The organism is Brucella thiophenivorans (assembly GCF_002252445.1).
In the GTDB taxonomy this organism is placed as follows: Bacteria; Pseudomonadota; Alphaproteobacteria; order Rhizobiales; family Rhizobiaceae; genus Brucella; species Brucella thiophenivorans.
Window position 1 is genome coordinate 16,714 of the sequence record NZ_NNRJ01000058.1, and the last position, 14,870, is coordinate 31,583.

Below are 14,870 nucleotides of genomic sequence, written 5' to 3' on the forward strand. Positions count from 1 at the left end.
TTCGGCTTATCAGGAAAGTTAAGCGATGTTCCTCTTTGAATGGGTAGGCAATGTGCTGAGATCAGCTCCTGAGCTGGCGATCTTTCTCGCACTTGCTATTGGGTTTTGGATTGGGGCGCAGAAATTTGGCACAGTCAGCCTTGGATCAGTAACCGGGACTTTGCTTGCGGGTGTTCTGATTGGACAGCTCGGAATAGAAATCTCGCCGCAAATCAAATCGATCTTCTTCATTATGTTTTTGTTTGCGGTCGGCTTTGGTGTAGGTCCGCAATTTGTGCGTGGCATCGCAAGTGACGGCCTGCCACAGGCAATTTTTGCTGTGGTCGTGTCTCTCCTGTGTCTTGGTTCGGTCTATATAGCAGCTGTTATTGCGGGTTATGGTCCGGGGTCTTCAATCGGTCTTCTGGCCGGATCTCAGACAATTTCTGCAGCCATCGGTATGGCGACAGATGCACTTAATCGAAGTGATCTGTCGCCGTCCCAAATCGCTGATGAACTCAATGCTATACCCGTTGCCTATGCCGTGACATATCTGTTTGGTACGGTGGGTACAGGCCTCCTGATTGCTTTTCTGGGGCCAAAACTGCTGCGCATTAACCTTGAGCAGGAATGCCAGCGTTATGAACGCGAAATGTCAGTCGGCACGCCCGATGCGGGCATTGAGACTGCCTGGCACCAGTATATCGTTCGTTCGTTCCGGCTGACGGTGCCGGGTATTATTGCAGGCAAAACTGTCGCTGCTGCGGAGCAGATGGCGGGGAGCCGGATATTCCTCGAACGTTTGCGTCGTGATGGCAAAATCATTCCTTTCGACGATAATACGGTGTTGCAGGTCGGCGACATTGTTGCGGTTTCCGGTCCACACGATTCTATCGTCGACTGGTCAAACAGGGCACAGGAAGTGGCTGATCGCGAACTGATTGATGTTCCGATTGAAACTGTTGATGTGGTTATAACGAACAAGCGCGTGAATGGACGAACCCTGATCGACCTGTCGCACGAGCCGTTTACGCGTGGTGTTTACATCAATCGGATTCGTCGCGGGTCGATGAATGTCGATGTGCCGGTCAAGGCGCAAAGCAAAGTCTATCGCGGCGACATCGTCAGTCTTACAGGCAGTAAAAAGCATATAGCGGCGCTGGTTGCCGAAATTGGTTATGCCGACAGGCCGACAAGCGTTACCGATATGGTGCTGGTCGGTTCGGGCATCGTTATCGGCGGTGTGGTGGGATCGATCGTCGTTCCAATCGCCGGTATTCCGATCACGCTGTCAACCTCAGGCGGTGCACTTATTGCAGGCCTTATTTTCGGCTGGCTTCGCAGTTTTACGCCGAAAATGGGTAATGTTCCGACTGCAACGGTCTGGTTTATGAATACGGTCGGCTTGAATATTTTTATTGCCGTTGTCGGTATATCTGCGGGCCCAACCTTTATCAGCGGGCTTAAGGAAATAGGAATAGAAATGTTCCTGTGGGGCCTGTTTGCGACCTCTGTACCTATGTTGCTTGCACCGTTGATCGGAAAATATATCTTCCGGTTTGATCCCGCAATTAATCTCGGTTGCTGCGGTGGGGCGCGAACAAGTACGGCGGCGGCGGCGATGGTCTCTGAAGCTGCAAAAAGCAATGTTCCGATGCTGGGATATACGGTGCCTTATGCGATCAGCAATACATTGCTCACACTTTGGGGAATGGTCATCGTTATCTTGATGACATAAATTGCTATATCCCTGACTGAACCGGAAAACGTCCGCCCAACTATTCCGGGTGGACGTTTCTTCGACAGCCGCATGCCTTATAAATTCAACGGTTCTCATAAAATCCATTCGGTAAGCATTCCTGCTTACAGAGATGATAATTCGGGATACATACAGCAAAATCACGCCGCAATTGTAAGCATGATCTCGCTTATCCTATTCAAACGAAAATTTTGAGGACATTTATGGATTATCGAGACGAGGCCGTTTTGATCGATATAGGCGGTTACAAACTAAACAGCCTTCTTCTCCCTTCCAAATCCTCGCCTCCTTCCGCTACAGTCATATTTATCCATGGGGCAAGCACCAGCCTTCTCGACCCGCTTTACACTTTTCGCGATATGCGGCCAGATAACATCCAGATGCTTTTTGTGGATCGTCCGGGACATGGAAAGTCAGAGTTCGGACCGGTAGAAAACATTCGACCCGACGCACAAGCCGATGCAATAGCCAAACTCATGCAAATGCGCGGCATAGAAAGTGCGACGATTATCGGCCACTCTTACGGCGGAGCGGTGGCTGCGGCTCTGGCTGTTCGCCATCCTGAAAAAGTATCGGGTTTGATTTTTCTTTCACCAGCCGTCTATCCGTGGGTGGGCGGTATCGCCTGGTATAATGATGTAGCCAAGATGCCCGTAATCGGCGCATTGTTCGGCCTGCTCATCGCTCCAATATTTGGGTTGCTGAGCCTCAGAACCGCTATGAAATCCGTCTTTACGCCGAATAAGTATCCTAGAGATTACACTTGTCGAACAAAGGCATGGCAGGCATTGCGGCCCCGCGCCTTCCGGCATAATGCACGGGAACTCGGTGCACTTTGTGACTGGGCCGAAAGTGCATATAAAAACTATAAGAATATTGTTGTGTCGACGATTATTGTCACCGGCGACACCGATGACATTGTGTCACCAGAAGTCCATGCAAAGCGACTGGCGAAGGACATTCATCGCTCAGAACTAATCGTCTTAAAGGGAATGGGGCATAAGTCGGACTATGTTGCGCGCGACCTAGTGGTGGCAGCGATCAAGAAGCTTGCTGGACACGACTTAGACTTAACCGCGATTGCACAACGCGTTGAGCATCAGATTTTGGAAGAGCAAAGAGCTGAAAGAGGGCCGATCTGAAACCGGCCCACCAGAGCATTTCCAGCAAAAGTGCGAAGCGGCTTTGCGTAGGACAATGCGTAAAAATAGAGCGATAGAGCGGTTCCTAATATTCTGCTTAACAGGAACCGCTCAAATAAGATTACGAAGCTGGAAGAATAGCTATATCGCGCACGCTATTATCAAGCTTCTCGATAGTGCCGACCTTCGTGGCGGCACCCGTTTCAAGGTTCACGGTATAAATCGTGTTGTCACCAACCAGATAAGCCGTGTTCTTGCCTTCCCCCAATCCGTGAATATCAAAAGCATAGGTTTCAGGACTTTCGGTGATTTCGAGCTTGCCGATTGTCTTCAGCGTACCATCGTTTGGCTTGGTTTGCTGAACCAGCGTTTTGTTGCCAGCATCAATATTGAACATGGCGGTCTTTTCAGGCTTGCCGATTGAATTCGTATAAGCGGCAGCAGCAATTTTATCTTCCGAGCCTTCGCCCGCATCACCCTTTTCAAAAGCAAGCTTGCCATCAACCGTCACTTCACCCGTATCCGGATGAACACGGTGATTTGTCGTGCCGGTCATGAAGCGAAGCCGGTCGGCCATTGGGTTGAAATCGACAACAACCGCCTGCCCTTCTGCAAGTGGCAGCATCTCGTTCATTTTTGAGACATCTGTTACAGCGCCACTCTCAAGATTAATCGTGACGATCCGATGATCTTCGGTAACCCCGATAACGGTTTTGTCGGCAGGTCTAAAATCAATACCAAGCAGCTTTTCAACGCCCTCCACATCCAGCGTCTTTGTGACTTTGGCGTCATCTGTGTCAAACATCACCAGCGATTTATCGCCAACGAGGCCAATGGCGGGTGCAGCCATACCATGAATGATCGAAACCCCAAGAATTGTCGATGTAGCCAGTGCCAACTGAATAATACGCATGATTGTTCTCCTTTGTTTCGGGTTTGAAGCGGCCGTTCAGGTCGTGGATTTCAGCGCCTCTAATGTCTAGACACGCGAGACCGGCCGTTTGGATGCACATAAGAAAAATAAAATTCCAATGCATCTGTTTGCCTGTTTCCTGCGTATAGGAATTAGGGTTAGGTTAGCTTTCGGATGAGGAGATTTGTGGAATGGGCGGGCAGTCGGATGAACTGGCAAAGGCTATTGCTGCCTGCGTGCGGCGCGATCGGTCAGGGCTCCGTGCCATATTTGATCAGGAAGCGGGCCGGTTGCTCGCTGTTGCACAGCGCATTCTTCGTCGCCGCGAGCTTGCAGAAGAGGTTTTACAGGAAGCGTTGATCCGTATCTGGACGCATGCGCATCAATATGCGCCGGACCAAGGTTCTGCCAAAGGCTGGATATACGCGATTGTGCGCAATCGGGCCTTGAATGCCTTGCGCGACGGCAAACGCGAACAGACTGTTGATGACGTCGACACCTTGAAAGAAGCCGAACATTCAAACCAAATTCTAACCGCCTGGCATCAACTTGATCAGAAAAGCCAGCTGAGGGATTGTCTTCAATCCCTCGACAAAGACAAGCGGGATGGCATTCTTATGGCCTATGTCGGCGGTTATACGCATGGTGAGATCGCGGGTCGATTACAGATACCTCTGGGCACTGCAAAATCGTGGGTACGCCGCGGTTTGAGCGCATTGCGGGCGTGCATGACATGATAAAATCATTCGATAATATTCCAGAACTCGCCGATGAATATGTGCTCGGCCTGCTTGATGCCCACGAAATGGTGCAGGTGGAAGCCGAAATCATCCGCAATGAAGCGCTGAAAAAGGCAATTGCCAGCAGCCGCGAACGTTTCTTAGCACTGGATACCTCCATTACACCAATGGCCGTGGATGAAAGCCTCTGGCAGGCCGTTCAAAGTAAACTCACGGATAATCTCGCTCCATCGACCCCACGTATCGCAAGCGCCAATGATAACAGGCAGGGCATTAATCGCTGGCGGCTGGCGGCACTATCAGCATCAGCAGCATCAATTCTTCTTGCTATTGGTCTGGGATGGTCGCTCACCAGAACTGTTGAGCCGGTGGTGATTGCCGTTTTGCTGGATGACACCGGAGGTGTTCAGGCAGTCGTCGAAGATTTTGGCAATGAAAATGCGCGTGTGCGGCTCTTGAACAATGTCGAAATTCCGTCGGGTAAAACCATTCAGGTCTGGACGCTCCCTTCACAGGAGATGGGGCCTGTCTCAATGGGGTTGCTTGAGGGTGCACATTCCGCAGTGTTGAAGGGGCCAGACCTGCCTCTGCCACGCGGCGAACAGCTTTACGAGCTTACTTTAGAACCTGCTGGCGGCTCGCCCACAGGACGCCCAACAGGGCCAATTCTCTCGAAGGGCTATGCAAAAACGCCGCTTTAAGTAGACTTATCAGGATGTGAGTTCATTCGATGAAAACCTTCACGCTGGCAGCGCGTCCGCCTGCATCAACAACGGTCAGTGTGGAATAGCCGGTGCCATCCGGCAGCCATGCGGCCGTGCGGCGGCGGTTGGGTTCAGCAATCGGTTTGCCATTGGCAAGCCAGCGAAACGGTGCGCGTCCACCCTGCAATTTCAGCACCAGCGGCGAGGCATTGTCGGTCAGGGCTTTCAGTTCGACATGCGCGCCATCCGGCGGAAATACGATGCGCGGTGCTGGCTCAATCGTGGCTTTGAGAACCGGCAGAGGATCGCTGCTCGATGAAAAGCGTATCTGCGTTACAGGAAGATCGGCGCGTGCTGTCCGAAATGCGCCAGCAGGCGCACGCGGTAGCGGCACTGACGCAACGCCCGAACGCACAAAGGCTTCAAACAGGATGGGCGCTGCCGAAACATAACCGGCAAGGCCCGGCACCGAGCCGCCATCGGCACGCCCGACCCAGACACCCAGCACATAACGCCCGTCATAACCGACCGACCATGCATCGCGATAACCATAGGAGGTGCCGGTCTTGTAAGCGAGGCCGAGGCGTTTCGCGCCTTGCGGCGGCACGACACCGGCCAGAATATCGCCAATCTGCCACGATGCCTGCTCGCTCAGAATGGGAGCCGATGGCTGCACAGGCTCTGAACCCTCGGTGCCGTCACGAAGGGCTGCCCCTCGCCCACCATTGGCAAGGCCAGTATAGAGCTGCACCAGATCGCGCAGGCTGATGCCCGCGCCACCAAGGCCGATAGCCAGTCCCGGCGCTTCACCTTTCGGCAATTGCAGATTGACCGCCGCCTGACGAATGCGCGTGGTGAGCCGCGCAGGACCGATTGCATCAAGCAAGCTGATGGTCGGCACATTCAGCGACATTTGCAGCGCCTGACGGATGCTGACATCGCCCTGATAGCTCATATCGAAATTGCGCGGACGATAGCCTGCAAAATCCTGCGGGCGGTCCTCGATGATGGTTTCCTGCGCAATCAGTCCCTGCTCGAAGGCCAGCCCATAGATGAAAGGCTTGAGCGTCGAGCCGGGCGAACGCACGGCCCGGGTCATATCGATCCAGCCCTGCCGCTTGCCATCGAAATAATCAGCGGAGCCGACTTCGCCTAAGATATTGCCGTTGCGACTGTCGGCCAGCACCATGGCGACCGATACTTTTGGCCCAAGCTTCGCAGCAGCTTCGCGTGCCACAACTTCAAGCCCAGCCTGCACCGACTTCTTAAGCGTCAGCTGATGCCGGGCCTCGGTCGGTGCCTGTTTCAAAGCGAGATCGGCAAAGTGAGCGGCCAATGAAGGCAAGGGATGACGCGTAGCGGATATGCGCTCACGCGATGCACGCTCGGCTTCCTCGGTCGTGAACACATCGGACGTTACCATGCGTTTTAAAACACGATCCCGCGCGGCAACCGCATTCTCCATCTCGCGATCCGGGCGGCGGCGCTCCGGCAATTGCGGCAATGCCACAAGAAGCGCTGCTTCAGACGTAGTGAGGCGCAGCGGCTCCTTGCCAAAATAGGCTAACGATGCCGACCGTACGCCTTCCAGATTGCCCCCATAGGGCGCGAGTGTCAGATAACGTTCGAGAATTTCAGACTTGCTCAGCCGTCGTTCGATCTGGATCGCTCGCGCCAGCTGTCGGAATTTGGAACCGAAGCTACGGCTTTCACGCGGCTCGATCAGTCGGGCAAGCTGCATGGAAAGCGTTGAGCCGCCTGACACAATGCGCCCACTGCCTGCAAGCTGTGTTGCCGCACGCAACAGCGCCCAGAAATCGATGCCGCCGTGATCGTAAAAACGCTTGTCCTCATAGGCGATCAGCATCTTCACGAATTTCGGATCGACATCCTCAATCCGCGTATTCAAGCGCCAATAGCCGTCCGGCGTTGCATAGGCACGCAGCAAAGCGCCGTCGCGATCCATGACTTCGGTGGAAATGGTCAGCCGTTCCGGCAAAGGCGGAGGATAGGCGCGGTCGAGCCAGTCAATCCCGACTACGGTTCCGAGTGCAGCTATGCCGAGAAACGCGGCACCGCCAATCGCTATTTTCCAACGCCTCTTCATTTGTTTGGCCATGATCTTGTCCGAAAACCGGTTCCCACTTTTCGGGATCATGGCTTACGGTGCCGCCACCTCCATCATGCTTGTCGCCGTGCGCGCTGCAAATTGCGGACGATACATATCCTCAACCGTTGCTGCCGGATGCGTATAGAGACCCGGCGTCACCGCACGCACCACATAAGCCAGCGTAATCGGCTTCTTCTCGCCTGCGGAACGGTCGAAAGCAGCAACAAAGCGATCGTTGCGGAATTCGAGATGCGCTGCCTGTGTGCTTTCAAGCCACGGCAAATTGCCAAGATCGGCACTGGAAACAAGCCCCGGATTGTCAATTTCGAAACCGGCTGGCAGCAGATCGGTCACAAGCAGACGCGACTGCCATTCTTGCAGATCGTCGATTTTCAGAACAACAACATAGCGCTCATTCTGATTGACCCCGGTGACATTGGCAGCTCCCCCATCAAGCGTATAATAAGTGCGCTCGATGTTGAAACCTTCTCCACCCGCAGGCAGTGACTGAGCAGGTGCTGCAACAGCCGTGACGACCGCATCAACCGAACCCTGCCCCTTGTTGGTGACGACCAGCGGCTGCGTTTCAAGGGCTGCACCATTGAGACGCTCGGAGAACGCGCCCTGATGCGCTGTGCCATTGATGTCGAGGCTGATTGCGCCATTGTCATCCTGAAGCCCGCGTGCTGCAAGCAGCATCCATGCCTGATCCTGCGTGCTGAGATAACGTGCCTTTTCGCGCTGGAACTCGACCAGCGTAATCAACGATGGCAGCACTTTCGGCGCAGGCTTGGTTTCCGACGCAAGAGCCAGCATTGCCGCGCCATCACGCAGCGGCGAACCATAATCGGAGCGATTATAGTCGTAGCTGGACTGGCTGGTTGCGAGCTGGAGCGACGAATTGAACACGCGTTCCGAACGCGGCTGATCACCATAAAGCGCTAATGCTGCACCAAGCTGCGCAACGGCCATCGGGCTTGCAAAGTTTTCAAGCTGGGTATCGGCAAAGTAACGCAGATCGCCAACCGAAGCCTTCTTGTTGCGTGCCAAAACATAGAGCGCATAGGCAATGTCGTTGCCGCGTTCCTTGACGTCGGTGGTATAGCCGAGCGCATTTTGCAGATTAGAAAGTGCGGACAGCATCGCCTGCTGCGGCACGTCATAGCCCTTTTCGCGGGCACGTGTCAGGAAGTCCGTCACATAGGCGTCCATCCAAAGATCACCCGATCCCGGCGACCAGAGGCCAAACGAACCGCTCGAAGACTGGTTGTTGAGCACGCGGAAGATGGAATCCTGTACGCGCTTCTTAAGTTCTTCCTGACTTTCCAGACCTGAACTCGCAAGATTGGCTGCCGCTTCCGTACCTGCCGCCATTTCGCTCAAATAAAGCAGCGGCAGTGCGCGGCTGGTTGTCTGCTCCGTGCAGCCATAAGGATAGCGGTCGAGCGCCATCAACAAAGCTGGCACATCAAATGCGGCACTTCGCGTCACACCAACGCTGACAAAAGCACCATCAAGCAGGCTTTCAGACAGAAGTCCGCCATCTACCCGCACACTTCCGCCATTGGCCGTGAGATTGACAACATGGCGGCTCGTGACCGGCAGATCGACCGGACGCACCGGCAAGGCCAAGGCCTGTTCAACATTGAGGCCTGCATCGTTGGAAAGCCGGATCGTCACACCACCCGCACCCGTTGCTAACGCATTGAGTGGAACGGTGATAGACTGCCGTTTGCCACCTTTAAGCGCGATGCTTTCAGGGTAGGAGCCAACCTCAACACCGAGATTATCGGTGGTCTCAAGGCTAACACGATAATCGCCGTCCGGTGCATCCGTATTGGCAATATCGAAGCGGATATTGGCCTGATCGCCAGGGGCCATGAAGCGTGGCAGACCAGCGGTGATGACCACAGGATCGCGGATGATCACATCGGACACAGCTTGACCGACGGCCTTTTTGGTCCATGCAACAGCCATCACACGTGCTGTACCGTTGAACTGCGGTATGTCGAAAGTGATTGTTGCCTTGCCGTCACTGTCGATTTCAACCGGACCGGAGAACAGCGCAACCAGCTTTTCGGTGGGCGGGCTGCCTTCCGCTGCCATATTGCCACCATCGCCACCTGTGCGCAGCTTGCCGGTGACGCCGAGCGAACCATCGATCAGGCGACCATACATATCGCGCATTTCAAGGCCCAGCTGACGCTGGCCGAAGAACCAGTTTTCAGGGTTCGGCGGCTGATAGCGTGTCAGATTGAGAATGCCGACATCGACTGCCGCGACCATGACATAGGCCTGCTCGCCACCCGCATTTTCAACCGAAACCGGGATGGAAAGTGTGGAACGCGGTATGATCTTTTCAGGCGGGGTCAGCTTGACTGCAAGCTGCTTGTCGGCAGGATCGACCTTCAGCCATTTAAGACCAATCGCACGCGCTGGCATACGGCTTTCAATAGCCTCACCCGGACGGAACAGCGTTACTGTTACATAGGCACCCGCACCCCAATCCTCACCCACCGGAATATCGATGGTCGTGCCACCTTCCGGCACGCTTGCGGTGATTGTCTTAAGCAGCTTCTCCGCACCAATGGTGATGAGCAACTCACCGGCAAAACGCGGAGAGATTTTCAGTTCTGCCGTATCGCCCGCCGCATAATGTTCCTTGTCGAGCGCGATTTCGAGCCCGTCCGGTGTTTCGGTCGAGGTCGAGCTGACATACCAGCCCGCATCGAATTCATAACTTGTGGCCGGACCCGAAGCATCAGCTGTTTCGATTTCCAGACGGTAACGCCCCCAATCGACCGGCAGACTGATTTCAGCTTCGCCATCGGTTGTAAGGTCAATCTTGCCGTTGGCAATCGCCTTGGTGAAAGTCACTGGTTCGTAGTTCCAGCTGTTGCCACTGCGATACCACTGATAATTACGCTCGATCTTGACCAGCGACCATTGTGCGCCATCAAGCGCCTTGCGATCACCCTTGCTGTCAGAGGCGATCAGGCTGAATTTCGCCGTCCCGCCCTGCGGGACTTCATCGCCAGAGAAATCCGGGCGAATGCCGATGAGATCAGTTTCCGGCTGAATGGCAACATCGATCTTACGCTCAACCGCACGACCACCGGTTTCGCGCATACGAACGGTCACAGCTGCATTGACGAGACGTGTCGTTGACGGCATTTCGTCGACGGCAACCGGGAAAGTCGCCTTGCCGTTATCATCGACTTTTGACAGTCCATCGAGCGGAAGGCGTGTGGCTTCGCCCTGTTCTTCATCGGCGAGGCCGAAATAATAGCCCTTGAAGCGGTCCCACTGACGCTTGGTTGAAAGTGTTACTTCGCCTTCAAGTGCAAGACCGGCGGCAGGCGCACCATAGAGGAAACGACCGTCCACGGTGATATTGGCGGTTTCGCCAACAGCGATTTCCGGCTTGTCGGACGTCAGATCAAACTCGATCCGGTCCGGCACAAAATCTTCAACCAGAAACATCTGCGTGGCAATCGCTGGCTGCTTGGGATCGGTATAGATCGACACCGACCATGTGCCGCGCATCGCGTTGGTTGGCAAGGTCAGGTCGATGGCATGACCGCCCGACAGTTTGCTATCAGAAACAAGACGGCGATCTTCCACACCATCGGGACGCGAGAAAATGAAGGTCAGTGGCAGATCGTCGATTGCGTTGGTATTATCGTCACGCGCAAGCGCACCCACATGCACCACTTCGCCAGCACGATAGATACCGCGTTCAGTCCATGCATAAAGATCAAGTGCTTTGGGCACTGCACGGCCCGTCACACCACGATCGGAAAGATCGAAACCAGCGCGAGCCATATCGAGGAATGTGAAATCCTCATCATGCTGACTTGCCATCAGCACCGCTGGCACCATGCCGTCTGTGCCGCGTGTCAGTCCCGGCGTAAACGTCGCCCGGCCATCGCTGTCAGTGGTCGCTTCGCCCAGCACTTCATTGTTGCGGGCAAGCAAGCTCAGCTTCACACCCTTGAGCGGCTCCGCGCTTTCCAGCGAACGGGCAAATACATTGATGCCGTCCTGCCCGGTATAGGTCGAAAGGCCGATGTCGGAAACGACAAACCACTGCGTTGCCTTGGTGCCATATTCATCATCGGACTTCTGAACCAGCGGTTCAGCGGTTAGCACATAGACGCCGGGCTTGCGTTCCGGCAGGGCTTCATCAACCGGGAAACTGGTCGTTGCTTCCTTGTTCAGCTGATTGCCTGCAACCTCGATCTCACCTTCCCAGACAGGCGCACCCATCTGATCGGAAACCGTGCTGATGTCGTAGCTGTCCAACTGGCGCAGGAACTGATAGCCGGAAAGAAGCTGTGCGAGCGAACGGTCGCCAACGCGGTAAAGCTTCACTTTCGCAGCATCAAGATTAACGCTGACCAGCGGAATGCCGCGACGTGCCTTGGCAGGCAGCACAAAGCTGTCGCCGGTAAAGCGCACGGATGGCGCGCGGTCCTGCACATAGATCGAAAGATTGACCGGAGCTGGCAGCACTTCGCCAACAGCCGATGGCAGACCCTGACGAAAAGTCACCGTATAATTGCGGCCATGTTCCAGACCCTCGACGCAAATCTGGCGGTCCTTGGCGTCAACGGCTTTTGGCGCAGCATTGTCGAGCAGGACGAAGCTTGAATAATCGACACCGCTTTTGACCAGTTCTTCCGAGAACTGCGCGCAGATGCGCGGCGCGGCATTGTCATTATCAACCGTATTATTGACGATGCGGAAGCCTTTGCGGGCCTTTAGATCTTCATAGGCGGCACGAACCGATGCCGAATTGACGAGATCAAGGCTCGCTTCATAAGCCTGCAGAGCCGGGCGTGATGCATCGCGCTTTTCGAGTGCCTGCGCCATGACGGCAAGCGCTTGCGCGCGCTCATCCTTGGTGCGTGAGGTCTGGTAGGCAAACCACGAGGCCGATGTCGCATCGCGCTGGAATTTGGAGCGTTCCTGACCATTGGACGGCTCGGTCGCAAGCGCTGACAGTGCATATCCAGCCCAGATTTCGCTTTCGTCCGGCGACATGCTGGCAGCGAGGCGAAATTTTTCCATCGCTGTGCGCGGGTCGCCATTCATGCCTGCCGCTCCCGCTTCATTGCGCAGCGTCCTAAGGCTGTCAGAGCTGTCCAGAGCGGCCAGCTCACGCTTCAGACGCCGGGCTTCGTCAACCAGATTGGCAGCAAATAAGGAGATGGCAGGCGGCGCGCCAATGTCTTCAACAGCAACGGCAGCGGGAGATTCCGTGACAACACGGCCAGCAATAGAGCCGACAGACTGATTGAGCTTGTTGAAATCGGCTTTCAGAAAGCACCATTTAACCTTCGGATTATAGGTGAAGGCCAGACAGGCATTATCGCCAAGGCAGATACTTTTACATTGCGCAAGCGAGACATTCTTTTCGGTGCGCAGATCGAAGCCGAAATAATCGGCATCCTGCGTGGTCTCGATTTGCCGTGTTTCTGCGGCGTGAGCGCTCAATGATGTCGCAAAGCAGAACGCAGTCGTAAAGGCCAGTAAAAGGCGTTTAAACCGAACAGACATGAATGTCACTCTTCTGTAGTTGTCCCTCATCCCGCGCGGTTGTCGTCCACCCGCACGCTCGTAGATCAGACATTACCAATTTATCCGTAACTGGATAGCTGGATTCGTGTGAGAACACATTGATAAGCTCTCAAAAAGAGTGAACCAGAATTTCATGCCAAGTTTCAAGTTTATTAGAACGATATTCTAACTCTGATTTCAGTAATGGAATTCCGTTCGTCGTAAAGAGGGTTCGACTTCCTTAAATTCGCACCAGCTTAAACGAAGGAAATCCCCCATGCTCCTCAGCGTCAAAAACATGACAAAAACTCTCATTGCGGGCTCGCTTATGGCGCTTGCGGCGTCCGGTGCGGCACACGCCGATGCAACGCTGGATCGCATCAAGGCCAAGGGCAAGCTGACCGTCGGCGTCATCCTTTCGGGCGCACCATTTGGCTACATCGATCCAAAAACCCAGGAGCAGAAGGGCCTCAACATCGATATTGCCAAGGAATTGGCAAAGGGACTTGGGGTTGAGCTTGCAACGCAGACCGTCACACCGCCAAACCGCGTACAGTTTCTTCAGCAGGGCAAGGTCGATGTTCTGATCGCCAATATGCAGTATACCGAAGAGCGTGCAAAATCGCTTGGTTATGTGAAAACGCCTTATGACCGCATGGGCGGTGCCGCCATTGGCCGTAAAGACAGTGGTATCAAGGATTGGAACGACCTTAAGGGCAAGATCGCCTGCGTTTCGCAAGGTTCCAACTATGCCCAGCCGCTGGCAGAAGAATATGGTGCCAATGTCAAGGCACTGCCAAGCCAGCCGGAATCGCTTCTGGCGCTCAAAGGCGGCAATTGCGACGTCTCGGTTCACGTCAGCGGCACGCTCGGCCTGTTGCTTCAGGATCGCGCCGATGAGTGGAAGGACTATGCTATTCTGATCCCGACCGATCTCATCCCTTCGGATTCTGTCATCTGGTTCAAGAAGGACGAAAACGATACCGAAGCAGCGCTCGACAAGATTGTTCGCGATTTGCATGCATCGGGCAAGATGATCGAGATTGCTAAGGCAAACCGCCTTCCAAACCTCAGCTATCTGGAAGAAGAGCACAACAAGCTCAAGTCGCAGTAATTCGGGACCCTGTAAATTTCGACTTATAAACCAGACTATTTGCGGGCGGTTTATCCGTCCGCACCTCCAGAGCGTCTGCGGAAAGTTACCGGATAGTTTCAATGGAACAAGCTCTGATTTCGCGCTTTATCGAACTGACCAGCGCAATCGGCCTCAATTATGAATTTCTCAACAGCAGCTATGAACGAGGCATCTGGTTTCATGGCATGGTCACCACGCTAGAGCTGGTTGTTATCACCATTCCGCTAAGCCTGGTTTTCGGCTTTTTGTTTGCTGGGGCGCTGACATCCAACAAGCGCTGGCTTTCAGTGCCAGTGCGCGGCTATGTCGAACTCACCCGCAATACGCCAACGCTAGTTCAGCTTATGTGCGGATTCCTTGTGCTCAATATGCTGATTTCAAATGCAATCGGCGGTGCACAGAACAATCCGCTGACACCGTTCTTCTGGCTCATCACAATCACTGCTCTGCATATCGCAGCCCTTCACGCCGAAGCGCTGCGCGGTGGCATCGAGGCCGTGCCCGGCACGACGATTGAAGCAGCCAGAGCCATCGGCTTCAATTCATTGCAAGTGCTGATTTATGTCGAACTGCCGCTTGCGATCCGCACAGCGCTGCCTGCCATAGTCAATAATCTCGTCAATCTGGTGAAACTCTCCACCGTGGGTTCAGCGATTGCAGTGGGCGAGATCACCTACGCCTCCATTCTGATCTGGACGCAGCGCGACAATGTTGTCGAACTGATGCTGGTCATTCTGCTGTTCTTCAGCATCATCAATCTCATCGTCGCACGCCTTGGCTACTGGTTTGAAAAGCGCCTTGCAATTCCGGGATATGGCCAATGAAT

At 54.4% G+C, this 14,870-nt stretch carries 9 protein-coding genes; 6 read left to right on the plus strand and 3 right to left on the minus strand.

Annotated features, from left to right (window positions below; all coding sequences use genetic code 11):
- Positions 1-25 precede the first annotated feature (25 nt).
- Both aspT and CEV31_RS18220 read left to right on the plus strand, forming a co-directional pair.
- A complete protein-coding gene (gene aspT / locus CEV31_RS18215) occupies positions 26-1,717 on the plus strand; it encodes an aspartate-alanine antiporter (RefSeq protein WP_094509233.1) in 1,692 nt (563 codons plus the stop codon).
- Between the two features lie 248 nt (positions 1,718-1,965).
- Entirely contained in the window at positions 1,966-2,880 is a 915-nt protein-coding gene (locus CEV31_RS18220; protein WP_235818159.1) for an alpha/beta fold hydrolase, read from the plus strand.
- A gap of 121 nt (positions 2,881-3,001) precedes the next feature.
- Here CEV31_RS18220 and CEV31_RS18225 read toward each other — a convergent pair whose 3' ends face one another.
- Positions 3,002-3,793, minus strand: a complete 792-nt coding sequence (locus CEV31_RS18225) for a DUF4394 domain-containing protein (RefSeq protein ID WP_094509237.1) — start codon at positions 3,791-3,793, stop codon at positions 3,002-3,004.
- Between the two features lie 191 nt (positions 3,794-3,984).
- On the opposite strand from CEV31_RS18225, the gene CEV31_RS18230 reads away from it, so the two are divergent.
- Both CEV31_RS18230 and CEV31_RS18235 read left to right on the plus strand, forming a co-directional pair.
- Positions 3,985-4,530, plus strand: coding sequence for a sigma-70 family RNA polymerase sigma factor (locus tag CEV31_RS18230; RefSeq protein ID WP_094509239.1), 546 nt, complete (start codon positions 3,985-3,987; stop codon positions 4,528-4,530).
- Entirely contained in the window at positions 4,527-5,234 is a 708-nt protein-coding gene (locus CEV31_RS18235) for an anti-sigma factor (protein ID WP_169717397.1), read from the plus strand. The genes CEV31_RS18230 and CEV31_RS18235 overlap by 4 nt, the downstream gene beginning before the upstream one ends.
- 22 nt (positions 5,235-5,256) lie before the next feature.
- On the opposite strand, the gene pbpC is transcribed toward CEV31_RS18235, so the two are convergent.
- Both pbpC and CEV31_RS18245 read right to left on the minus strand, forming a co-directional pair.
- The gene (gene pbpC / locus CEV31_RS18240; RefSeq protein WP_094509244.1) at positions 5,257-7,356 is read right to left on the minus strand and encodes a penicillin-binding protein 1C; all 2,100 of its coding nucleotides are present in this window, start codon (positions 7,354-7,356) and stop codon (positions 5,257-5,259) included.
- Between the two features lie 42 nt (positions 7,357-7,398).
- Positions 7,399-12,909 (minus strand): alpha-2-macroglobulin family protein, encoded by a 5,511-nt coding sequence (locus CEV31_RS18245; RefSeq protein ID WP_094509246.1) that lies wholly within the window; start codon positions 12,907-12,909, stop codon positions 7,399-7,401.
- Positions 12,910-13,186: 277 nt separating this feature from the next.
- Between CEV31_RS18245 and CEV31_RS18250 the strand changes: the two genes are divergently transcribed.
- Entirely contained in the window at positions 13,187-14,023 is an 837-nt protein-coding gene (locus CEV31_RS18250) for a transporter substrate-binding domain-containing protein (RefSeq protein ID WP_094509249.1), read from the plus strand.
- A gap of 101 nt (positions 14,024-14,124) precedes the next feature.
- The gene (locus CEV31_RS18255; protein ID WP_094509251.1) at positions 14,125-14,868 is read left to right on the plus strand and encodes an amino acid ABC transporter permease; all 744 of its coding nucleotides are present in this window, start codon (positions 14,125-14,127) and stop codon (positions 14,866-14,868) included.
- The last annotated feature ends 2 nt before the right edge of the window (positions 14,869-14,870 follow it).

Coding starts and splice junctions, on each gene's coding strand:
- CEV31_RS18225 (WP_094509237.1), bottom strand. CDS start 3,793: ATGCGTATTATTCAGTTGGCACTGGCTACATCGACAATTCTTGGGGTT.
- CEV31_RS18250 (WP_094509249.1), top strand. CDS start 13,187: ATGCTCCTCAGCGTCAAAAACATGACAAAAACTCTCATTGCGGGCTCG.
- pbpC (WP_094509244.1), bottom strand. CDS start 7,356: ATGGCCAAACAAATGAAGAGGCGTTGGAAAATAGCGATTGGCGGTGCC.
- CEV31_RS18255 (WP_094509251.1), top strand. CDS start 14,125: ATGGAACAAGCTCTGATTTCGCGCTTTATCGAACTGACCAGCGCAATC.
- CEV31_RS18235 (WP_169717397.1), top strand. CDS start 4,527: ATGATAAAATCATTCGATAATATTCCAGAACTCGCCGATGAATATGTG.
- CEV31_RS18245 (WP_094509246.1), bottom strand. CDS start 12,909: ATGTCTGTTCGGTTTAAACGCCTTTTACTGGCCTTTACGACTGCGTTC.
- CEV31_RS18230 (WP_094509239.1), top strand. CDS start 3,985: ATGGGCGGGCAGTCGGATGAACTGGCAAAGGCTATTGCTGCCTGCGTG.
- aspT (WP_094509233.1), top strand. CDS start 26: ATGTTCCTCTTTGAATGGGTAGGCAATGTGCTGAGATCAGCTCCTGAG.